The 21,162-nt window shown below is 72.7% G+C and carries 17 protein-coding genes and 2 pseudogenes; 10 read left to right on the top strand and 9 right to left on the bottom strand.

The window, feature by feature from the left end; all coding sequences use genetic code 11:
• Nucleotides 1–32 precede the first annotated feature (32 nt).
• The 5 genes from OG286_RS33740 to OG286_RS33720 form a co-directional block, all read right to left on the bottom strand.
• Nucleotides 33–800 (bottom strand): 3-oxoacyl-ACP reductase, encoded by a 768-nt coding sequence (locus OG286_RS33740; protein ID WP_396321103.1) that lies wholly within the window; start codon nucleotides 798–800, stop codon nucleotides 33–35.
• Nucleotides 801–805: 5 nt separating this feature from the next.
• The gene (locus OG286_RS33735; protein WP_396321101.1) at nucleotides 806–2,179 is read right to left on the bottom strand and encodes an aldehyde dehydrogenase family protein; all 1,374 of its coding nucleotides are present in this window, start codon (nucleotides 2,177–2,179) and stop codon (nucleotides 806–808) included.
• Nucleotides 2,176–2,904, bottom strand: coding sequence for a gamma-glutamyl-gamma-aminobutyrate hydrolase family protein (locus OG286_RS33730; RefSeq protein ID WP_396321099.1), 729 nt, complete (start codon nucleotides 2,902–2,904; stop codon nucleotides 2,176–2,178). The genes OG286_RS33735 and OG286_RS33730 overlap by 4 nt, the downstream gene beginning before the upstream one ends.
• 62 nt (nucleotides 2,905–2,966) lie before the next feature.
• The gene (locus OG286_RS33725) at nucleotides 2,967–4,325 is read right to left on the bottom strand and encodes a glutamine synthetase family protein (protein ID WP_405358911.1); all 1,359 of its coding nucleotides are present in this window, start codon (nucleotides 4,323–4,325) and stop codon (nucleotides 2,967–2,969) included.
• Nucleotides 4,322–5,773, bottom strand: coding sequence for an amino acid permease (locus tag OG286_RS33720; RefSeq protein WP_396321096.1), 1,452 nt, complete (start codon nucleotides 5,771–5,773; stop codon nucleotides 4,322–4,324). The genes OG286_RS33725 and OG286_RS33720 overlap by 4 nt, the downstream gene beginning before the upstream one ends.
• Nucleotides 5,774–6,107: 334 nt before the next feature.
• Here OG286_RS33720 and OG286_RS33715 point away from each other — a divergent pair, with 334 nt between their 5' ends.
• The 4 genes from OG286_RS33715 to OG286_RS33700 all read left to right on the top strand — a co-directional run bounded on the left by OG286_RS33715 (nucleotide 6,108) and on the right by OG286_RS33700 (nucleotide 10,265).
• Nucleotides 6,108–6,857 (top strand): FadR/GntR family transcriptional regulator, encoded by a 750-nt coding sequence (locus OG286_RS33715; RefSeq protein ID WP_396321095.1) that lies wholly within the window; start codon nucleotides 6,108–6,110, stop codon nucleotides 6,855–6,857.
• Between the two features lie 102 nt (nucleotides 6,858–6,959).
• A complete protein-coding gene (locus OG286_RS33710; protein ID WP_405358913.1) occupies nucleotides 6,960–7,319 on the top strand; it encodes a zinc ribbon domain-containing protein YjdM in 360 nt (119 codons plus the stop codon).
• 212 nt (nucleotides 7,320–7,531) lie between these two features.
• Nucleotides 7,532–9,592 (top strand): discoidin domain-containing protein, encoded by a 2,061-nt coding sequence (locus OG286_RS33705; protein ID WP_396321093.1) that lies wholly within the window; start codon nucleotides 7,532–7,534, stop codon nucleotides 9,590–9,592.
• Nucleotides 9,593–9,674: 82 nt separating this feature from the next.
• Nucleotides 9,675–10,265, top strand: coding sequence for a TetR/AcrR family transcriptional regulator (locus OG286_RS33700; RefSeq protein WP_396321092.1), 591 nt, complete (start codon nucleotides 9,675–9,677; stop codon nucleotides 10,263–10,265).
• A gap of 131 nt (nucleotides 10,266–10,396) precedes the next feature.
• On the opposite strand, the gene OG286_RS33695 is transcribed toward OG286_RS33700, so the two are convergent.
• Nucleotides 10,397–11,917 carry an MFS transporter gene (locus OG286_RS33695; protein ID WP_396321091.1) on the bottom strand — a complete coding sequence of 507 codons (1,521 nt, stop codon included), beginning with the start codon at nucleotides 11,915–11,917 and terminating at the stop codon, nucleotides 10,397–10,399.
• A 711-nt stretch (nucleotides 11,918–12,628) separates the two neighbouring features.
• On the opposite strand from OG286_RS33695, the gene OG286_RS33690 reads away from it, so the two are divergent.
• The 3 genes from OG286_RS33690 to OG286_RS33680 all read left to right on the top strand — a co-directional run bounded on the left by OG286_RS33690 (nucleotide 12,629) and on the right by OG286_RS33680 (nucleotide 16,170).
• Entirely contained in the window at nucleotides 12,629–13,195 is a 567-nt protein-coding gene (locus OG286_RS33690) for a TetR/AcrR family transcriptional regulator (protein ID WP_396321090.1), read from the top strand.
• Between the two features lie 100 nt (nucleotides 13,196–13,295).
• Nucleotides 13,296–14,762: an MFS transporter gene (locus OG286_RS33685; RefSeq protein ID WP_405358916.1), complete on the top strand. Its 1,467-nt coding sequence runs from the start codon at nucleotides 13,296–13,298 to the stop codon at nucleotides 14,760–14,762.
• Nucleotides 14,763–14,817: 55 nt separating this feature from the next.
• Nucleotides 14,818–16,170, top strand: a complete 1,353-nt coding sequence (locus OG286_RS33680) for a carotenoid oxygenase family protein (RefSeq protein ID WP_405365981.1) — start codon at nucleotides 14,818–14,820, stop codon at nucleotides 16,168–16,170.
• A gap of 51 nt (nucleotides 16,171–16,221) precedes the next feature.
• Here the strand turns inward: OG286_RS33680 and OG286_RS33675 are convergent, their stop codons facing one another.
• The gene (locus tag OG286_RS33675) at nucleotides 16,222–16,926 is read right to left on the bottom strand and encodes a TetR family transcriptional regulator (RefSeq protein ID WP_405363664.1); all 705 of its coding nucleotides are present in this window, start codon (nucleotides 16,924–16,926) and stop codon (nucleotides 16,222–16,224) included.
• Nucleotides 16,927–17,030: 104 nt separating this feature from the next.
• Here OG286_RS33675 and OG286_RS33670 point away from each other — a divergent pair, with 104 nt between their 5' ends.
• The gene (locus OG286_RS33670; RefSeq protein ID WP_396321087.1) at nucleotides 17,031–17,966 is read left to right on the top strand and encodes an oxidoreductase; all 936 of its coding nucleotides are present in this window, start codon (nucleotides 17,031–17,033) and stop codon (nucleotides 17,964–17,966) included.
• Nucleotides 17,967–18,097: 131 nt separating this feature from the next.
• On the opposite strand, the gene OG286_RS33665 is transcribed toward OG286_RS33670, so the two are convergent.
• A complete protein-coding gene (locus OG286_RS33665) occupies nucleotides 18,098–18,619 on the bottom strand; it encodes a DinB family protein (RefSeq protein ID WP_396321086.1) in 522 nt (173 codons plus the stop codon).
• 113 nt (nucleotides 18,620–18,732) lie between these two features.
• On the opposite strand from OG286_RS33665, the pseudogene OG286_RS33660 reads away from it, so the two are divergent.
• Nucleotides 18,733–19,163: pseudogene (locus OG286_RS33660) on the top strand (sensor histidine kinase); the annotation flags it as partial.
• Nucleotides 19,163–19,541, top strand: a pseudogene (locus OG286_RS33655) (response regulator transcription factor); the annotation flags it as partial. The pseudogenes OG286_RS33660 and OG286_RS33655, both read left to right, overlap by 1 nt.
• 324 nt (nucleotides 19,542–19,865) lie before the next feature.
• Here OG286_RS33655 and OG286_RS33650 read toward each other — a convergent pair.
• Complete coding sequence (locus tag OG286_RS33650; RefSeq protein ID WP_396321084.1) at nucleotides 19,866–20,735, bottom strand: nuclease; 870 nt, start codon at nucleotides 20,733–20,735, stop codon at nucleotides 19,866–19,868.
• Nucleotides 20,736–21,162 lie beyond the last annotated feature (427 nt).

The following is a 21,162-nucleotide window of genomic DNA, read 5'->3' as shown; positions in this document are numbered from 1 at the left end:
GGTGCCCCGGCCGGCCGTGGTGGCGTGGCGGGTTACTGCGGGGTGACGTAGGCGCCGGAGATGCCGCCGTCGACGAGAAAGGTGTTGGCGGTCATGAAGGAGGAGTCGTCGGAGGCCAGGAAGGCGACCGCGGCGGCGATCTCCTCGGGCTCGGCGAAGCGGCCGAGGGGGATGTGGACGAGGCGGCGCGCGGCGCGCTCCGGGTCCTTGGCGAAGAGCTCCTGGAGCAGCGGGGTGTTGACCGGGCCCGGGCAGAGGGCGTTGACCCGGATGCCCTCGCGGGCGAACTGCACGCCCAGTTCGCGCGACATCGCCAGCACGCCGCCCTTGGAGGCGCTGTAGGAGATCTGCGAGGTGGCCGCACCCATCACGGCCACGAAGGAGGCGGTGTTGATGATGGAGCCCTTGCCCTGGCGCCGCATGTGCCCGATCGCGTACTTGCAGCAGAGGTAGACGCTGGTCAGGTTGACCTCCTGGACGCGCTTCCAGGCGTCCAGGCCGGTGGTGAGGATCGAGTCGTCGTCCGGCGGGGAGATGCCCGCGTTGTTGAACGCGATGTCGAGCCGCCCGTACTCGTCCACGGCCCGCTGGAAGAGGTCGCGCACCGCGTCCTCGTCGGTGACGTCGACCTGGACGAAGAGGCCGCCGACCTCGTTGGCGGCCTTGGCCCCGGTCTCCGGGTCGAGGTCGGCGCAGACCACCTTGGCCCCCTCGGCGGCGAACCGCCGGGCGGTGGCCAGTCCGATGCCGCTGCCCGCGCCGGTGATGACGGCCACCCGGCCGTCGAGTCTCTCGCTCATGCTGATCATTCCTCCGTGGAGATGAAGACGTTCTTGGTCTGGGTGAAGGCGTCGAGGGCGTCCGGGCCGAGCTCGCGGCCGAGACCGGACTGCTTGAAGCCGCCGAAGGGCGTGGAGTAGCGCACCGAGGAGTGCGAGTTGACGGAGAGGTTGCCGGCCTCCACCCCGCGGGAGACCCGCAGCGCGCGGCCGACGTCCCTGGTCCAGATGGAGCCGGAGAGGCCGTACTCGGTGGCGTTGGCGATGCGCAGGGCGTCCTGCTCGTCGCGGAAGGGGACGACGGTGACGACCGGGCCGAAGATCTCCTCGGTGAACGCCCGGTCGTCGTGCCGCACCGGCGCCAGCACCGTCGGCGGGAACCAGAAGCCGGGCCCGTCGGGGGCGCTGCCCCGGAAGGCGACCGCCGACCCGTCCGGGACGTAGGAGGCGACCCGGGCGTGGTGGGCGGCGGAGATCAGCGGGCCCATCTCGGTCTTCTCGTCGGCCGGGTCGCCGACCCGCACCGCCCGGACTGCGGGCTCCAGCAGCGCCATGAACTCGTCGTAGGCACAGGCCTCGACCAGGATCCGGGAACGGGCGCAGCAGTCCTGGCCGGCGTTGTCGAAGACGGCGTAGGGAGCCGTGGCGGCGGCCTTGGCGAGGTCGGCGTCGGCGAACACGATGTTGGCGCTCTTGCCGCCGAGTTCGAGGGTGACCGGCTTCACCTGGGCGGCGCAGCCCGCCATGATCTCCTTGCCGACCGGGGTGGAGCCGGTGAAGACCACCTTCCGCACGTCCGGGTGGGTGACGAAGCGCCGGCCGACCACCGGGCCGCGGCCGGGCAGGATCTGCAGCACGCCCTCGGGAAGGCCCGCTTCGAGGGCGAGTTCGCCGAGGCGCAGGGCGGTGAGGGGGGTGAGTTCGGCGGGTTTGACGATGACGGTGTTGCCGGCGGCGAGGGCGGGGGCCAGCGCCCAGGCGGCGATCGGCATCGGGAAGTTCCACGGCACGATGACGCCGACGACGCCGAGCGGCTCCTGGAAGGTGACGTCGAGGCCGCCGGCGACCGGGATCTGCCGGCCGAAGAGCCGCTCGGGGGCGGCGGCGTAGTACTCGATGACGTCGCGGGCGTTGCCGGCCTCCCAGCGGGCGTTGCCGACGGTGTGGCCGGCGTTGGCGACCTCCAGGGCGGCGAGGTGCTCGCGGTCGCCGTCGACGGCGGAGGCGAAGGCCCGCAGCAGGCGGGCCCGGTCGGCGGGGGCGACCTTGCGCCAGGTGTCGAAGGCGGCCCGGGCGCGGGCGACGGCGGCGTCGGTCTCGGCGACACCGGCCAGTTCGACGGTGGTGATCACCTCCTCGGTGGCGGGGTTGACCACCGTGTAGAGGTCGGGGTCGGTCATCGGGTTGTCTCCCTGTCGCTGGCAGGAACGAAGCTGGCGTCGACGAGTGCGTGGAAGAGGCGGTGGTCGTCGGGGTCCGTCTCGGGGTGCCACTGCACGCCCAGCGCGAAGCGGTGGCCGGGCAGTTCGAGCGCCTCCACCGTCCCGTCGGCGGCCCAGGCGGTGGCGCGCAGCCCGGCTCCGATCCGGTCGGCGGCCTGGTGGTGGTAGCAGGAGACCTCGGCGGCGGGCCCGAGGACGGTGGCGAGCCGGCTGCCGTCGTGGACGCCGACCTGGTGGCGGACGAATTCGGCCGGGACGATCTGGTGGCTCCGCTCGGGCAGGTGCTGGCGCAGGGTGCCACCGAGGGCGACGTTCAGGAGTTGCATGCCGCGGCAGACGCCGAGCAGCGGCAGGTCACGGACGAGGGCTCCCCGTAGCAGCTCCAGCTCCCAGTCGTCGCGGGCGTGGTGCGGCGGGCCGGTGCGCGGGTCGGCGGCGGCCGCGTAGCGGGCCGGGTCGATGTCGGGGCCGCCGGACAGGACGAGGCCGTCCAGCGCGTCCAGCAGGTGGCCGACGCCGCCGGGCTGCGGCGGCAGCAGCACGGGCGTGCCGCCGGCCACCGCGACGGCGTCCACGTAGGTCTGCGGGACGAGCGAGGCGCGCTGGCGCCAGACGGACCAGGCGGCCTCGTCCTGGTAGCTGGTGATGCCGATCAGGGGGCGTCGGCGGTGGTCACGGGTCACGGTTGCTCTCTGGGTTCACGGTCACGGCAGGTCGGGCGTCGGTCGCGGAGTTCGTCGTGGCTTCACAGCCGTTCGAATCCGCGGCGCCGCTCCCAGTCGGTCACCGCCCGGTCGTAGGCGGCGAGTTCGACCCGGCCGGCGTGGGCGTAGTGGCGGACGACGTCCTTGCCGAAGGCCTCGCCTGCGGCAGCGCTCTGTTCGAAGGCGGTGACCGCGTCGCGCAGGGTGGCCGGCACCCGCGGGGCGTCGGAGGCGTAGGCGTTGCCGGTGAACTCCGGTTCGAGTTCGAGCTGTTGCTCGACGCCGTGCAGCCCGGCCGCGATCAGGGCGGCGACCGCGAGGTACGGGTTGACGTCGCCGCCGGGGACGCGGTTCTCGAAGCGCAGCGACGGGCCGTGGCCGACCACCCGCAGGGCGCAGGTGCGGTTGTCCCGCCCCCAGGCGATCGCGGTGGGCGCGAAGCTGCCGGGCACGTACCGCTTGTAGGAGTTGACGGTGGGGGCGAAGAACAGCGCGAAGTCGGCCAGGCAGGCGAGCTGTCCGGCCAGGAAGTGCTCCATGGTGCGGGAGAACCCGTGCGGGCGGTCCCCGGCGAACACCGGCGCGCCCTGCTCGTCACGGAGGCTGAGGTGGACGTGGCACGAGTTGCCCTCGCGTTCGTCGTACTTGGCCATGAAGGTGAGGCTGTAGCCCTCCTGCGCGGCGATCTCCTTGGCGCCGGTCTTGTACACGGAGTGGTCGTCGCAGGTGGTGAGGGCGTCGGCGTACTTGAAGGCGATCTCGTGCTGGCCGAGGTTGCACTCGCCCTTCGCCGACTCGACGGTGAGGCCGGCGCCGGCCATCCCGTTGCGCAGCCGGCGCAGCAGGGGTTCGATCCGGCCGGTGCCGAGGACGGAGTAGTCCACGTTGTACTGGTTGGCCGGGGTGAGCCGGGTGTAGTCCTTGTCCCAGGCCTGCTCGTAGGTGTCCCGGAAGACGATGAACTCCAGCTCGGTGGCGGCGTGGGCCTGCCAGCCGTACCCGGCCAGCCGCTCCAGCTGGCGGCGCAGGATCTGGCGCGGGGAGACGGCGACGGCGGTGCCGTCGTGGTGGGTGATGTCGCACTGGACCATGACGGTGGCCGGGTGCCAGGGCACGGTGCGCAGGGTGGCAAGGTCGGGGCGGAACACGAGGTCGCCGTAGCCGCCCTCCCAGGAGGAGATCTCGAAACCGTCCACGGTGTTCATGTCGACGTCGACGGCGAGCAGGTAGCCGCAGCCCTCGGCGGCGTTCGGGACGACGTCGGTGAGGAAGTACCCGGCGGCGACGCGTTTGCCCTGGAGGCGTCCCTGCATGTCGGTCATCGCGAGGACGACGGTGTCGACGGAGCCGTCGGCCACGCGGCTGCGCAGCTCGTCGAGGGTGAGCCTGGGGCTGTTCAACGGATCTCCAGTTCGGCGTCTTCGGCGTCCGGAGCGGCGGGCCCCGGCGGTGTCTCGTGGAGGCGGGGGCCGGTGAACCAGTGGCGGGCGGAGGCGAGCCACCAGATGCCGGCGAAGCCGACGACCACGGCGACGGCCACGGGCGTGTAGTTGAAGCTCTCGGCGGTGATCGGGTTGACGGTGGGGAGCATGAACAGGACGGTGATCACGGCCGTCCAGCCGACCGCGACGATGCCGATCATCCGGCTCCAGCGGCCCAGGTGCCAGGGGCCACGCGGGAAGGCCTCGCCCTGGCGCAGCCGCAGGTAGACCGGGATGACGTAGGAGATGTACAGGCCGATCACCGAGATCGAGGTGACGGCGGTGTACGCGGTGGAGTTCCACAGCGCGGGCAGGCCGAGCAGCAGGGCGCCGCCGGTGGCCAGCCAGACCGCGTTGGTGGGGGTCTGGGTGCGCGGGTCGATTCGGTGCCAGAGGGAGGACCCGGGCAGTGCGCCGTCCCGCGAGAAGGCGTAGATCATGCGGGAGTTGGCGGTGACGGAGGCCATGCCGCAGAAGAACTGGGCGCCGATGACGATCAGCAGGAGCAGTTCGGCGCCGTTGGTGCCGATGGCGTCGATGAAGATCTGCGCGGGCGGCACCTTGGTCTCGCTGTCGAGCGCGCCGTCGTAGTCGCGGATGGCGAAGGTGATGCCGAGCAGCAGGATCCAGCCGGCCACCAGGGAGACGGTGATGGCGTTGACGATGCCGCGCGGGCCGGAGCGGGCGGCGTCCTGGGTCTCCTCGGTCATGTGGGCGGAGGCGTCGTAGCCGGTGAGGGTGTACTGGGCCATGAGCAGGCCGAGCATGGCCACGTAGAGCTGGTTGTGGAAGCCGGTGTTGTTGACGAACTCGGTGAACACGAAGGAGGCGGAGGCGTGTTGGTCGGGCAGCAGGACGAGCGCGCCGACGATGACGGCGACGCCGACCAGGTGCCACCAGACGGACAGGTTGTTGAGGAAGGCGACCAGCCGTACGCCGCGGGTGTTGAGCAGCCCGTGCAGCGCCAGGATGACGGCGAAGATCTCCACGGTGTGCGCGGGGGTGGCCGCGAAGCCGAACTGGAGAGTGAGGAAGGCGTTGGCGAAGAAGGCGGCGCCGTAGTCGACGCCGGCGGTCACCGCGACCTGGCCCAGGAAGTTGAACCAGCCGGTGAACCAGCTCCAGGCAGGGCCGCGGCTGCGGGCCAGTTTGGCGGACCAGTAGTACAGGCCGCCCGCGGTCGGGTAGCTGGAGCAGATCTCGGCCATCGCCAGCCCGACGCAGAGCGTCAGCAGGCCGACCACCGGCCAGCCCCAGATGATCATCGCGGGCCCGCCGGCGTTCATCCCCGTCCCGTACAGGGTGAGACAGCCGGACAGGATCGAGACGATGGAGAAGGAGACGGCGAAGTTGGAGAAACCCGACATCGAACGGGCGAGCTCCTGGGTGTATCCCAGCTCGCGGAGCCGTTGTTCGTCGGCGGAAACGGGGGATGTGCCTACCGGAAACACCGGCGGGGAAGGGTGGTCGGGTGAGCGTTCGTCGGTCATGGGCACCCCTGGGGGTTGAGGTGTGCCGGGGCGGTGCGCGGCCACGTCGGTGTGGCGCGCCTCCCCGGCGGGCGAGACGGTCGGGCGGCTCTTCAATGGCCTGCATTCAGACCATTGGGGTGGTGAGCAGCATCGTTCACCCCCCGCCGGGGCCGCGTCAAGAGTGGTGCGGGGGGCGGTTGCGGGGAGCGCTCATAGGTACGATTCCGGCGTGGACGTCGACGAAGCACGCGAGCAGGCCCGCGTGGACTGGCAGGCCGGGGCGATCTTCCGGCCCGTGCGGACCGGCAACGCCTTCGAGGAGACCGTCGAGCGCCTCCTCCAGGCGATCAAACTGGGCGTCTTCGGCCACGGCGACCGCCTGCCCGCCGAACGCGACCTCGCCGCCCGGCTCGGGGTCAGCCGCGAGACCCTGCGCGAGGCGCTCCGCACGCTCCAGCAGGCCGGCTGCGTCGAGCCGCGCCGCGGCCGCTACGGCGGCACCTTCGTCACCTACCGGATGCCGCCGCCGGACGTCGCCGAGCTGCGCCGGGCCGCCCGCGACCTCGGCGGCGAGCTGGAGGACGCGCTGACCTACCGCCTGGTGCTGGAGACCGGCGCCGCCGAGGCCGCCGCCCGGCGCGCCCTCTCCCCCGACCAGCGCGCCTACCTGGAACGCCGGCTGGCCGACCTGGAGGGCGCGCCCGCGGAGCAGTACCGGCAGCTGGACTCGCGCTTCCACCTCGCGGTCGGCGAGCTGACCGGCTCGCGCACGCTGGCCGCCGGCATCGCCGAGGCCCGGATGCGCCTCAACGACCTGCTCAACGCCATCCCGATGCTGGACCGCAACATCGAGCACGCCGCCGACCAGCACCGGGCTATGGTCCGGGCGATCCTGGACGGCGACGGCGAGGCCGCCCGCCGCGCCACCGAGGAGCACCTCGCCGCGACGGCCGCACTGCTCCGGGGCTTCCTGGTCTGAGGTCTGCGCCGGAAGGTCCGGGGCGAACTCCGGCGCCACCACCCAGGGCGGCAGGATGACCACGGAGAGTGACTCGCACCCGCGTTCGGATATCCTGGCCGGGTGAGCGAGAACCTGCCCCCGTGTCCCCGGTGCTCCAGCGAGTACACCTACGAGATGAACGCCCTGATGGTCTGCCCCGAGTGCGGCAACGAGTGGGTGCCCGCCGAGGGTGCGGCCGAGGAGTCGGGTGCCGCCGTCGACCGGGTGGTCAAGGACTCGGTCGGCAACGTGCTGAGCGACGGCGACACCGTGACCGTCGTCAAGGCCCTCAAGGTCAAGGGCAGCCCCTCGGGGATCAAGGCGGGCACCAAGGTCCGCAACATCCGGCTGGTCGACGGGGTCGACGGCCACGACATCGACTGCAAGATCGACGGCTTCGGCCCCATGCAGCTCAAGTCGAGCGTGGTCAAGAAGGCCTGACCCGGGGAGTGGGCGCCCGCGTCGGACGGTCACGCCGGGCGGCCTTGACGTGTCATCAGGTCATCCGTCCCGGACTATTGACTCGGAGTCCAACAGTGGCGATTCTCGTCACACCGAGTACGCGGGACATGACAGTCGGCCGGACGGGCTGCGCCCCCGGACGATCCGGCTCTTCGACCGCGTCATCCGCTCATCGGACCCGAGTGGTGACCATGACTCAACTCCCCCACAGCAGGCTCAGACTCGTCACCCTCCTGGCCTCGCTCCTCGCCCTGATCGCCGTGGCGCTCGCCGCACCGGCCCCCGGGGCGGCGAGCGAGGCAGGCTGGTGGAACCCGACCGCACGGCCCTCGCCCGACTCGCAGATCAACGTCACGGGCGAGCCCTTCAGGGGCACCGACGCCCAGGGGAAGGTCCGCGGCTTCGTCGACGCGCACGACCACATCATGGCCAACGAGGCCTTCGGCGGCCGGCTCATCTGCGGGCAGTCCTTCTCCCCCGCCGGGGTCGCCGACGCGCTCAAGGACTGCCCGGAGCACTACCCTGATGGCTCGCTCGCCATCTTCGACTTCATCACCAAGGGCGGCGACGGCAAGCACGACCCCGTCGGCTGGCCGACCTTCGCGGACTGGCCCGCCCACGACTCGCTGACCCACCAGCAGAACTACTACGCCTGGATCGAACGGGCCTGGCGCGGCGGCCAGCGGGTGCTCGTCAACGACCTGGTCACCAACGGGGTGATCTGCTCGGTGTACTTCTTCAAGGACCGCAGCTGCGACGAGATGACCTCCATCCGCCTGCAGGCCCAGAAGACGTACGAGCTGCAGGCCTACATCGACACGATGTACGGCGGACCGGGCAAGGGCTGGTTCCGGATCGTCACCGACAGCGCGCAGGCCCGCGAGGTGGTCAAGCAGGGCAAGCTGGCCGTCGTCCTGGGCGTGGAGACCTCCGAACCCTTCGGCTGCAAGCAGATCCTGGACGTCCCGCAGTGCAGCCGGGCCGACATCGACCGCGGCCTCGACGAGCTCTACGGACTGGGCGTGCGCAGCATGTTCCTCTGCCACAAGTTCGACAACGCGCTGTGCGGGGTCCGCTTCGACGAGGGCGCCCTCGGTACGGCGATCAACGTCGGCCAGTTCCTGTCGACCGGCACCTTCTGGCAGACGGAGAAGTGCGCCGGGCCGCAGCACGACCACCCCATCGGCCTCGCCCCGGCGCCGGCCGCCCAGCAGCAACTGCCCCCGGGCGTCGCCGTCCCGTCCTACGCCACGGACGCCCAGTGCAACACCCGCGGGCTGACCGAGCTCGGCGAGTACGCCGTGCGCGGCATGATGAAACGCAAGATGATGCTCGAGGTCGACCACATGAGCGTCAAGGCGGCCGACCGTTCCTTCGACATTCTCGAATCCGAGTCGTACCCGGGCGTGATCTCCTCGCACAGCTGGATGGACCTCGACTGGACCGAGCGGGTCTACAAGCTCGGCGGCTTCGTCGCCCAGTACATGAACGGCGCCGAGGCGTTCAGCACGGAGGCGAAGCGCACCGACGCGCTGCGCGACCAGTACCACGTGGGCTACGGCTACGGCACCGACATGAACGGCGTCGGCGGCTGGCCCGGCCCGCGCGGCGCGGACACCGCCAACCCGGTGAAGTACCCGTTCCGCAGCGTGGACGGCGGCTCCGTCATCGACCGGCAGACCACCGGCTCCCGCACCTGGGACATCAACACCGACGGCGCCGCGCACTACGGCCTCGTCCCGGACTGGCTGGAGGACATCCGGCTGGTCGGCGGCCAGGACGTGGTGGACGACCTCTTCCGCGGCGCCGAGTCCTACCTCACCACCTGGGGGGCCTCCGAGCACCACCGGGCCGGGGTGAACCTGGCGGCGGGCTCGCCCGCCTCGGCCGCCTCCGCGGAGTGGAACCCGTTCACCAGCTACGCACCCGGCCGGGCCGTGGACGGCGACCCGGGCACCCGCTGGGCCAGCGACTGGAGCGACGACCAGTGGCTCCAGGTCGACCTCGGCGGCACCAGCCTGGTCGGGCGCGTCACCCTGGACTGGGAGCGCGCCTACGGAAAGGCCTACCGCATCGAGGTCTCCACCGACGGCACCACCTGGCAGTCCGTCTGGTCCACCACCACCGGTGACGGCGGCCTGGACACCGCACGGTTCACGGGCGTCCCGGCCCGGTACGTCCGCGTCCACGGGCTGCAGCGCGGCACCCAGTGGGGCTACTCGCTCCACGAAGTCGGCGTCTACAGCACCTGACGGGTCTCCCGGCCCCCGGCGGCCCCCGGTCCCTCGCGACCGGGGCGGCCGGGGGCCGGGGCCGCGACCGGGAGGAACCCCCATGACACGGATGCCGTCCGCCGAGCGGCGCCGGCAGCTCACCGAAGCCGCGATCCGGGCGATGACCCGCGACGGTGTCGCCGCCACCACGACCCGCTCGGTCACCGCCGAGGCGGGCGTGTCGCTGAGCGTCTTCCACTACTGCTTCGACTCCAAGCAGGCCCTGCTGGAGTCCGTCATCGCGACGATCACCGACCACTCCGTCACGGTGGTGCGGGAGGCGATCCGGCCCCGGGCCACCCTGCGGGAGACCGTCCGGGCCGGCTTCCAGGCCTACCGCGACCACGTGGCCGCCAACCCCGGCGAGCACATGCTCACCTACGAACTCACCCAGTACGCGCTGCGCCGGCCCGGATTCGAGCAGCTGGCACGGCGGCAGTACGAGCTGTACTCCGCCGCCTACACCGAACTCCTGGACCGGCTCCGCCGCGACGCGGGCTTCGAACTCCGCGTCCCCACCGACGTGCTGGCCCGCTACCTGGCCGCGGTGACGGACGGGCTGACGCTGAACCTGCTCGTGCTCGGCGACGAGGGCTCGGCGCAGATGCTCGACCTGATCGCCGACCACGTCGCCGGCCTGGCCCGGCAGTGAGAACCGCGACGGCGGCCGGTCTCGGGGAGACCGGCCGCCGTGTCACACCGCCGGCATCGGACGATGCCGGCGTTACCGCCGTGGGGCCCGGGCGCGGTGGCCCGCTGTCCGGGCACCCACGGCCGCGGGGTTCAGACGCCCCGCTCGGCCACCGGCTCGGCGGCCGGCGCCGTCTCCGCGGTCACCCGCGTGCCGGGGTGCATCAGCGCGCACAGGAACGCGACCCCGAGCGCCGCCGCCATGCCGTACAGCACGGGGCCGTTGGCCTCGGCGAAGGCCCCGCGGACGGCGTCGATCATCTCCGCGGAGGCCCCGGACGCGCCCTGGCCGCCCTCACCGTGGCCGGTGATGCTCTTGGTGATCTCCTCGGCGGTGCTGTGCGCGACCTCCGCCGGCACGCCGTGCGCCCGCAGGGCGTCCTGGACGTTGGCGGTGGTGCTGTGCAGCAGGACGGTGCCCAGCACGGCCAGGCCCAGGCTCGCCGAGTAGTTGCGCACGGTCTGGGTGATGCCGGTGACCTCGCCGTACGAGGCGCCGATCGCCCGGTTGACGGCGTCCGTCGAGGCGGGCGTCAGCAGCAGGCCGATGCCGGCGCCGGACATCACGATGTAGGGCCACTGGGCGCCCAGCGAGAGGTCCGTGATCTTGCCGGCCCAGAGCGCGAAGCCGACGGCGGCGAGCGCGGTGCCCACCAGCATCGGCGGGCGGGCGCCGACCCGGTCGAGGAGCCGGCCGCCGATCTGCGAGCCGGGGGCGAAGCCGGCGAAGAACACCAGCAGGTAGAGGCCCGCGTCGTTGGCCGACTGGCCGAGCGCCACCTGCGAGTAGACCGACGCGAAGAAGAACACCGGGACGAAGGCGATCATCGCGAAGAACAGCACCGCGTTGTCGGCCGCGAAGGCGCGGTCGGCGAAGACCCGCAGCTTGATCAGCGGGTCCCGGGTACGCAGCTCGAACAGGACGAACAGGACCAGCACCGCGAAGCCGCCGACGATGCAGAGCCAGGTGGCCGCGCTGTCCCAGCCCCAGGTCGCGGCCTGCTGGAGGCCGAGCACGCTCAGGGCCATGCCGACCGCCACCAGTGCGGCGCCCGCCCAGTCGATCGGCTCCCGGCGCGGCGTGTTGCGGATCTTCGCCATCAGCGTCAGGACGATCGCGATGAGGGCCATCGGCACGTTGACCCAGAAGATCGCCCGCCAGGTCCAGCTGGTCAGAAAGCCACCGAGGATCGGGCCGACCGCGGTGAGGCCGCCGGCCACACCGAAGAAGAGCGCCAGCGCGCGGCCGCGCCGCTGCACCGGGAAGACCTCCACCACCACGGCCAGCGCGGCCGGGAACATCAGCGCCGCGCCGACGCCCTGGAGCGCCCGGAAGGCGATCAGCCAGGTCTGCGCCGCGCCTCCGGTCGGCACCGCCCCGCACAGGGCCGAGGCGACGACGAAGGTCAGCGTGCCGACGATCGCCATCCGCTTGTGGCCGAGCACGTCGGCCAGACGCCCGCCGAGGGCGAAGAACGCCGCCAGCGCCAGCAGGTAGGCGTTGACCACCCACTGCATGCCGGCCGAGGAGAGGCCGAGTTCGTGGATGATGTCGGGCGCGGCGATGGAGACGATGGTCTGGTCGATGAAGGTCATCGAGACCGCGAAGAGCATGCCTGCCAGCGTCAATGACTGACTGGCGGCCACGGGTGTGGAGGTGGCCGGGGCGTTCTCGGACCGCACGGGATCCCGTCCCTTTCGTTCGATGGGTGAGGCGGCATGGCTTCGCCTCCGGTTCACCCCGTCCGGCCCCGCCCGTACCGCGAACTGACACGGCGTCCTACCGGTCAGCGGACACTATGTCACCCGAACGACTGCCCCGCACGCCGGCAAGGCGACTGTTCGACAGCGGTGTAGTTTACGGTCCCTCAGGCCTGCCGCAGCGCCGGGTTTCCGGCTTCCGTCACGAAGAACCCGGTGGTGGCGAGGGTGCCGCCACGGCGGGGGCTCGTACGTAGGCATCCTGTCCGTCCGGCCCGGCGGGCGCCGGCGCTGCCCGGGTGGGCGGGCCGGGGCCGCTCCGGCGGCAGTTCGAGGGCGGGGGCGTCGGCCGGCCGGTCGCGCCGGTAGGCGAGCGCGTCCCGTGCCTCCGGCCCGGCCGGTCACGCGCGTTCGGCGGCCGCGTGGGCGAGGCAGGAGGGTGGCGGCGGCAGGTCGAGCGGGCGGCCGGCCCGGTGGGCGGTCCGGGGCGGGATTCGGCACCCGGCCGCGGCGGCGCCGCCCGGGCGCGCGACTGACGGGGCGCACGGCCGATGAGGCGCGGCCGTCCGGGCGCGCGGCTGACGGGGCGTTGACACGAGAAAGTGTGAGTGATTGAGTACTCACATGAAGAACGAACGCCCCCGCCAGCTGTCCACAGCCGAAGAGCGCCGCGAGACGGTGCTCCGCACCGCGATCGGCACCTTCGCCTCGCGGGGGTACTTCGGCACCACGACCACCGAGGTCGGCCGGGCCGCCGGCATCTCGCAGGCCTACGTCTACCGGCTCTTCCCCAACAAGGAGTCCCTGTTCGTCGCCGTCGTCGAGCACTGCTTCACCCAGGTCCGGGGGAGCCTCGAGGGCGGCGCGGCGCAGGCCGCCGGCAGCACGCCGGAGGCCGTCCTGCACGCCATGGGCGACGCCTACGCCAAGCTGATCAGCGACAACGACCTCATGCTCGTCCAACTGCACGCCCAGGCCGCCGCGGTCTCCGAGCCCGCGATCCGGGAGGCGGTGCGGGCCGGGTACGCCCGACTGGTCGAGTACGTGCGGGGTGCCTCCGGGGGCGACGAGCGACAGATCCAGGAGTTCTTCGCCACCGGCATGCTCTGCCACCTGCTGGTGTCGATGGGCGCCGAGGAGGTCGACGCGCCCTGGACGCGCACCCTGACGGCGGGCATCACGCACTACTAGCAGGTACCGCCCTCCCGGCGGGACCGGGCCGCGACCCCGTGTGGCCCGCCCTCTTTTCGGCCCCATGAGTGAGTGGTCAACCACACATAGGAGTACAGTGGTGAACGGAAGCAGCAAGGGACGGGCCGTACGGCCGGGCGCCGCACTCGCGGTACTGGCCGGGGCGCAGTTCGCCGTCGTCCTCAGCACCTCGATCGTCAACGTCGCCCTCCCGGCCGTCCGCGACGGCATCGGCCTCTCCGACGCCGGCATGTCCTGGGTGGTCAACGCCTACGGACTCGCCTTCGGAGCCCTGCTCCTGCCCGGCGGACGGGCCGCCGACCTGTTCGGCCGCCGCCGCGTCCTGCTCGCCGGCCTCACCCTCTTCTCCGCCGCGGCCCTGGTCGCCGGACTGGCCACCGCACCCTGGCTGCTGATCACCGCCCGCACCCTCCAGGGGGCCGGGGCGGCGGCCGTCGCCCCGGCGGCGCTCGCCCTGGTCATGCAGCTCCACCCGCCGGGGCCCGGGCGGGGCAGGGCCCTCGGCGTGTGGGGAGCCGTCTCCGGCGCCGGCGGCGCGGCCGGGGTGCTGCTGGGCGGAGTGCTCACCGAGAGCCTCGGGTGGCCGTGGGTCTTCCACGCCTCGGCGGCCGGGGCGGCGCTGGTCCTCGGCGGCGCCGTCCTCCTCGTCCCCGACGCCGGTGCGCCCGCCGCGGGGGGCCGGCTGGACATCGGGGGTACCGTCACCGCCGCGCTCGGCCTGACCGCCCTCGTCCACGGCTTCACGGCCGCCGGGCGAAGCGGGTGGACCTCCCCCATGGCACTGGGCTCGTTCACGGCCGCCGCCGTCCTGCTCGCCTGCTTCCTGCTGCGGGAGCGGCGCCACCCCCACCCCCTGCTGCCGGCCCGCCTCTTCGCCGCCGGACCGGTGGCACCCGCCAACCTGGTGATGGCGCTGCTCGGTTCGGTCTGGGTCGGGCTGTTCTTCTTCCTGCCCCTCTACCAGCAACAGGTGCTCGGTGCCGGTCCGCTGGTCGCCGGCCTCTCCCAACTCCCCCTGGCCGCCGCCAACATGGCCGGCTCGGCCCTCGCCCCGCGGCTCGCCGCCCGGACCGGCCCGGCCGCCGCCCTCGCCACCGGACTCCTCGTCCTGGCCGGCGGACTGCTCTGGCTCTCCCGCATCTCCGCCGACGGCACCTTCGCCGCCGACCTGCTCGGCCCCACCCTGCTGGCCGGCCTCGGCCTGGGCATCGCGTTCGTCCAGCTCACCGCCGCCGCCGTCACCGGCGTCCCGGCCGCAGACGCGGGGCTGGCCGGCGGCCTGGTCAACACCAGCCGCCAGCTCGGCGGCGCGATCGGCCTGGCCGTCCTCGGCAGCCTCGCCGCCTCGGCGACCGCACGGTTCGCCGCCCACCACCCCCGTCCGGAGGCGCTCACCGAGGGGTACCGGACCGCCTTCCTGGCCTCCGCCCTCGTCCTCGCCGCCGCAACCGCACTGACGCCCTACCTGGCACGCCGCACCACCGCCGTCGCCGACGCCGCCCTCACCGGTGCCACCGGCCCGGCCACCACGCCGGCCGGCCGCTGAACCACCACCCGGCACCGCTTCGCCCGAACCGCCAACCATTCTTAGGGAACACGCCATGACCGCCACCAAGCCCCCCTACCTGACCGGCCACTACACCCCCGTCGCCGACGAGATCACCGCCACCGGGCTCACCGTCGAGGGCACCCTGCCGCCCGAACTGACCGGCCGGCTGATCCGCAACAGCCACAACCCCAAGCCCGGCATCACCCCCACCCACTGGTTCAAGGGCAGCGGCATGGTGCACGGCATCCGGCTGCGCGAGGGCCGCGCCGAGTGGTACCGCAACCGCTGGGTCCACACCCCGGCCCTGGACGGCGCCCCCTACATGACCGAACACGGCTCCGACCTGACCGCCTCCACCGCCGGCACGCACGTCATCGAGCACGGCGGACGGCTGCTCGCCCTCTGCGAGGCGAACCTCCCCTTCGAGCTGACACCCGAGCTGGAGACGGTCGGCGCCTTCGACTGGAACGGCAAGCTCACCTCGGCCATGACCGCCCACCCCAAGGAGGACCCTGCCACCGGCGAGCTGCACTTCTTCGCCTCCTCGCCCTTCCCGCCCTACCTGATCCACCACGTCTCCTCCCCCGACGGCACCGAGCTGACCAGCCAGGAGGTCCCGGGGGCGAGCGCGGCGCTCAAGCACGACTTCGCGATCACCGAGCAGTACGTGGTCTTCCTGGAGGGCTCCGTCACCCTCGACCTCTCCGACCACTCGGGCATCCCCTACGGCTGGAGCGACGCGCAGGCCTCCCGGATCGGGATCATGCCGCGGGGCGCCGGCGGCGCGGCCGAGGTCCGCTGGTACGAGATCGGCCAGGGCTACGCGATGCACCTCGCCAACGCCTACGAGGACGCCGCCGGCCGGATCGTCGTCGAGGGCCCGGCGGTGGGCCGGGACGGCTGGCAGCGCTCCTGGAACTGGTGGGTCGGCGCCCCCGACCGCGGCGCCGAGCCCAACTCCGGTGCCCATGGCCGCCGCTGGACGGTCGACCCGGCGTCGGGCACCGTCCGGGAGGAGCGGACCGACGACCTGACCGTCGAGTTCCCGACCATCAACGACGCGTACACCGGCCGCGAACACCGGTACCAGTACGCGCTCTCCTTCCCGGACGACCGCGGCATCGGCAACCACACGCTGGTGAAGTACGACCGCCGCACGGGCGCCCGGCAGCAGCTGCCGGTCGGGAACGGCCAACTGCCGAGCGAGGCCGTCTTCGTCCCGGCCCAGGGCGCGTCGGACGAGGACGCCGGCTACCTGCTGACCGTCGTCAGCGACCTCAACGCCGACGCGTCCAGGCTGCTGGTGCTCGACGCCTCCGACCTCTCCGTGCCGCCGGTCGCCACCGTCCACCTGCCGCGCCGGGTACCGGCGATGATCCACGGCTCGTGGATCCCGGACGCCTGACCCCGGTCGTGACCCGAGTCCGCCCCGGCCGTGCCGGCGGGGCGGACTCCGTCATGCCCGGGGAGCCCCGACGGTGTCGAGCGCCGGGGCGACGACGGCGAACGCCTCGTCGAGCAGTACGGCCGGGTCCTCGGCACCGTCGCTCTCGCTCCAGCGGCGCAGCGCTGTGTCGAACGCGGCCAGCGCCATCCCGGCGGCGAGCCGCGGGTACATCGCGGTGACGGGGTCGAGACCGTGGCGGTGCGCCAGCTCCGCCGCCAGCTCGTCGCGCCACTGCACCTGGCGTTCCAGGAACCGCCCCAGCAGGGCGGGCGTGCGGAGGATCAGCTGCACCACGCGCAGCGCCCGGCCGTCGTGACCGGACTGGTCGTCGCGGTGGGTGTGGCCGGTGCGACCGGACTGGCCGTCGCGGTGGGTGTGGCCGGTGTGACCGGAGTGGCCGTCGCGGCCGGCACCGTTCGAGCGTGCGGCGCAGGCCGCGAGCGAGACCCAGACGGCGTGCCGCAGCGCGACGGAGGGCCGCTCCCCGCCCGGCCGGGCGGCCAGCACGGCGCGCATCTCGGGGCCCAGGTCGGCCAGGACCTGGACGACCACGTCCTCCTTGGAGGCGAAGTACCGGAAGAACGTCCGCTTCGAGACGCCGGCGGCGCCCGCGATCTCGTCGATGGTGACGGCGTCGAACCCGTTCTCCGCCAGCAGTTGCAGCGCGGCCTCGGCCAGCTCGCCGGAGACGAGCCGCCGCTTTCGCTCGGCCATGGACAGTTCTGGGCGGGTGGTCACCGCGTCATGGTATCGCGATGCCTTGCGTGACACTCGGGGGCACCTTGACACTGAGTGACACGGAGGACAGCATGTGTCGCATGACAGAGCATCAGCGCTGGACCGCCGAGCGGATCCCGGATCAGACCGGGCGGGTCGTCGTCGTCACCGGGGCCAACAGCGGCCTCGGCCTCGCCACCACCCGGGCCCTGGCCCGCAGGGGCGCCCACGTGGTCCTCGCCGTCCGCGACGAGGAGAAGGGGCGCCGGGCGGTCGCGGAGCTGACCGTCGAGCAGCCGGCCGCCCGGCTGGAGGTGCGCCGGCTCGACCTGGCCGACCTCGACTCCGTCCGCACCTTCGCCCACGGCCTCCACGCCGACCACGACCGGCTGGACGTGCTGGTCAACAACGCCGGCGTGATGGCCCCGCCGCGGACGCTGAGCGCCCAGGGGCACGAGCTCCAGTTCGCCGCGCACCACCTCGGCCACTTCGCCCTCACCGGCCTGCTGCTCGACCTGCTGGCCGGGGGACGCGACCCGCGGGTGGTCACGGTGAGCTCGATCAACCACCGGCGCGGGCGGATCCGGTTCGACGACCTCGACGGCCGGCACGGGTACGCGCCGATGGCCTTCTACAACCAGTCCAAGCTGGCCAACGCCGTCTTCGGCCGTCAGTTGCACCTCCGGCTCACCGCCGCGGGCAGCCCCGTGCGCAGCCTGCTCGCCCACCCCGGCTACGCCGCCACCAACATCGTGACCGGCGCACCGACCGCCCTGTACCGGCTGCTCTTCGGCCACCTCGCCCGCCCGCTCGCCCAGACCCCCGCCCGGGGCGCCCTGCCGCAGCTCTACGCGGCGACCGAACCGGGTGTCCGGGGCGGCGAGTTCATCGGCCCGGACGGCTTCGCCGAGCTGCGCGGCGGGCCCGCCCGGGTGCGACTGTCGCCCTCGGCCGCCGACCCCGAGACCGGGCGCCGGCTCTGGGAGTTGTCGGAGGAGCTGACGGACGTCCGGTACGGCCTCCCGGCCGCCGCCTGACGCCGCCACCACCCCTGCACTGCGGCGCGGCGGCTTTGCGCGACTGTGGCGCGGCGGCCTGGCCACGGTGGCGGGCGCCTCGGCGCCGCCGGCCACCGGCGTCGAGGCGCGTCGCGTCACATCGCGGCGGGCTACTGTCCGACCACACCGTCGGCGAGCTCCCGGGCGATGTCGAGGTGCCCAGCGTGCCGCGCGTACTCCTGCATTACGTGGAAGAGGATCCAGCCGAGTGACGGCCTGACCTCCTGATCTCCTGCGGAGAACCGGCCGCCCTCGGCACTCTCCGCCGCCAGGGCCGCGCCCGTGACGATGGCGCGGGTCCGCTCGCCCCCGGCGTGCAGGGCCGCGATCAGCTCCCCGGCGGTCTCGTCCGGGCCGACGTGCCAGCGCCCGGACTCGTCCTTGTCCCCGTGCGGTTCCGGCACGGGCTCACCCTCGAAGATCCAGCGCAGCCACCGCCGTTCCATGAACACGAGATGCTTGAGCAGTTCCAGCGGGCTCCAGCCCGAGGGCAGCCGGCTGGAACGCTGCTCCTCCTCGGGCATGCCCTCGATCTTGGCGGTGACGGCCGAGCGGAGGAAGTCCAGGTAGCCGAGCAGCAGTTCCTGCGGATCGGACAGCTGACGGCTCGGTTCGGGCACGGAAGCTCTCATGGGCGCCGAGTCTGGCACCCGTGCGCGACGACATCAACGGGACCTCCACTACGGCCTGGTGACGGCACCTCAACGGCACCGCCATCCGCGGCCGCGGGCAGCGCCCGACCGGTCGGCCGAGCGCTCGGATACTCACTGTTCGTCAGCTCACGGTGGGCGAACTCACCGCCCGGCGAGCCGACGCCACGGTCGCGCAGGCCGCCGAGATCCGCCGGATCGAGCGGGACCTGCACGACGGGGCACAGGCCCGCCTGGTCGCGCTCGGGCTCTCCCTGACGACCCACGGAGAAGCTGATGGAGACCGACCCCGACCGGGGCCAGGGCGCTGATGCGGGAGGCACGAACCGGCGCCGCGACCTCACTCGCCGAGCTCCGCGAGCTGGTCAGGGGCATCAACCCGCCGGTGCTGACCGAGCGGGGGCTCGTCGACGCCGAACGCTCGCCGGCCCTTGAAAACCCGCTCGAAGTGGCCGTCAGCGCCGGCCCCCGACTCCTCCCGGACCCGCCGATCGAGTCCGCGCTGTACTTCGGGATCGCCGAACTGCCCGTGAGCTGTTGGCCGACGGCTCCGGCGGCGTCGGCTGCTTCCTCAAGAAGAGCGTGTTCGACGGCGATCAGTTCATCGGTGCGCTGGAGCGCGTCGCCGCCGGAGGGACCGCGATGGACCCGGCCGTCATCACCACCCTGCTCTCCGCCGGGCCCTCCAACCGGCGGCTCCAACGGCTCACGCCGCGCGGACACTCCGTGCTCGGCCTCATGGCCGAAGGACTGTGCAACCAGGCCATCGGCCGGCGGCTCTTCCTGAGCGAGAGCGCCATCAGCACGTACACCACCTCGATGTTCGTCAAACTCGGCCTCCGCGATGACGACGACAGCAACCCGCCGCGTCCGCGCCGTCCGCGCCTACCTGCACAAGCCGTGACGCGTCGGGGCGGGCGGAAGCGGGCGGGGTTTCAACGGCGGGGGCGGTCAACGGCGGGGGCGGTCAACGGCGGGAGCGGTCAAAGGCGGCGGGTACTCCGGCGGCTCCGGACGGGGCTCAACGGGCGCCGGACGGCTCAGCGGCTACGGACGGCTCAGCGGCTACGGACGGCTCAGCAACTGAGCGCGGGTGGCCGTCGCGGGGCCGGCGGAGCCGCCGCCCGTCGGGTCGGGTGCACTTCCCCGTCGGGGCCCGCCCCGTCCTGCTCGTGAACCGGTGCGTCCCGAGGGCGCCGCCGGGCGAGCACGGGCCGGACCTCACGGCTCACTTCTCGTCGAAGATCAGATCCTCCGCGGGGTGGGTCAGGCGCAGGGTCTGCCCGTCGGTGATTTCGAGAACGCGGTGCAGGCCTGAGCACTCCGTGCCGTCGGGGAGCGTGAAGACGTCGTTGGCCCCGGCCAGGAACGCGGGGAGGCAGTCCAGCGCGTTGTTGCCGAGGTCCAGGTAGTCCTTGAGCCGGCGGAAGAGCTTGGGGAGGATCACCGCGTCCGTGGTGATCGAGTTCATGTCGGCGACTTTCGCGCCCTTGACCGTCACGTCCTGCGACCAGAGGCCGTCGGCGGGGGGCGCGGCGGCGCGCACCTGGAGGACGAGGTCCTTCAGGATGCGGCGCAGATCACCGGGGAAGCCCTTGTAGAAGGTCGGGTACGCCAACCCCTTCGCCAGCAGGTGGTAGTTGGCGGTCCTCGCCAGCAGCTTGTCGTCCACGTTGATCTCGTAGCCGCTGGCGCCCGGCGTGCGGCCCCGGCCCACCAGCGCCACACAGCGGCCGAGGCTGTCGGTGCCGCGGGTGAGGATGTAGCCGGGCACCTGGTCGGGCGTGACGCTGACGGTCTCGTCGGCGTGGCGCTGGATGTCCACGAACCCGAGCCAGTCGAGCAGCTCGTCGGCGGCGGCGTGGGCGAACGCCGGTGGCTGGTGCTCGTCGTGCTTGTTGGCGCCCGGGTAGTGGGTCTCCAGGGCGTCGATGGCCTCCAGCCGGACGTTGACGTGGCCGTCGGGGCCGGGTTTGAGCTCGTTCCCGTGGACGAGCTTCCACTCCCCCACGTAGTCGGGGACGAACGCGATGGTGTCGCCGTCCGGCTTGGCCTTGGCGGAGACGTGGAACGAGCCCTTGATCAACAGCATCGACATGGTGACTCCCTGCTGCTCTGTCGGGGTGGCTGCCGGGTTGGAGTACGCGCCCGGCGAGTCCGGCCGGAGAGGCCGCCTCCTCGGGCGGACGCCTCCACGGGCCAACTCCCGCACCGTCCGCCTTGGCGCGGACGCTGCTCCGTTCGGGTGAAGGCCTGGACGGCACCCGCCGCGGAGTGCGGACATCGGGCGACGGGCGACCCGGGCGAGGCCCCGGCCGAGCCGGGCCCCGGGTGCCGGGACGCTGACCACATGCTCCGGCAGCTGCCGGACGCCCGCGAGCCGGCGAGGCTCTCCGCGGTCGCGCTGTCGCCCCCCGCCCGGCCCGCTCAGCGGCCTCCAGCCGACCCGCCTCCGACGCTGTTGCGCCGAGACGACCAACCCACCCCCCATGCGTCCACCGCACCCCGATGCCACACCCCAGGGG

This window comes from Kitasatospora sp. NBC_00039 (genome assembly GCF_045160625.1).
GTDB lineage: Bacteria > Actinomycetota > Actinomycetes > Streptomycetales > Streptomycetaceae > Kitasatospora.
This window is presented reverse-complemented; position numbering and strand designations above follow the sequence as displayed.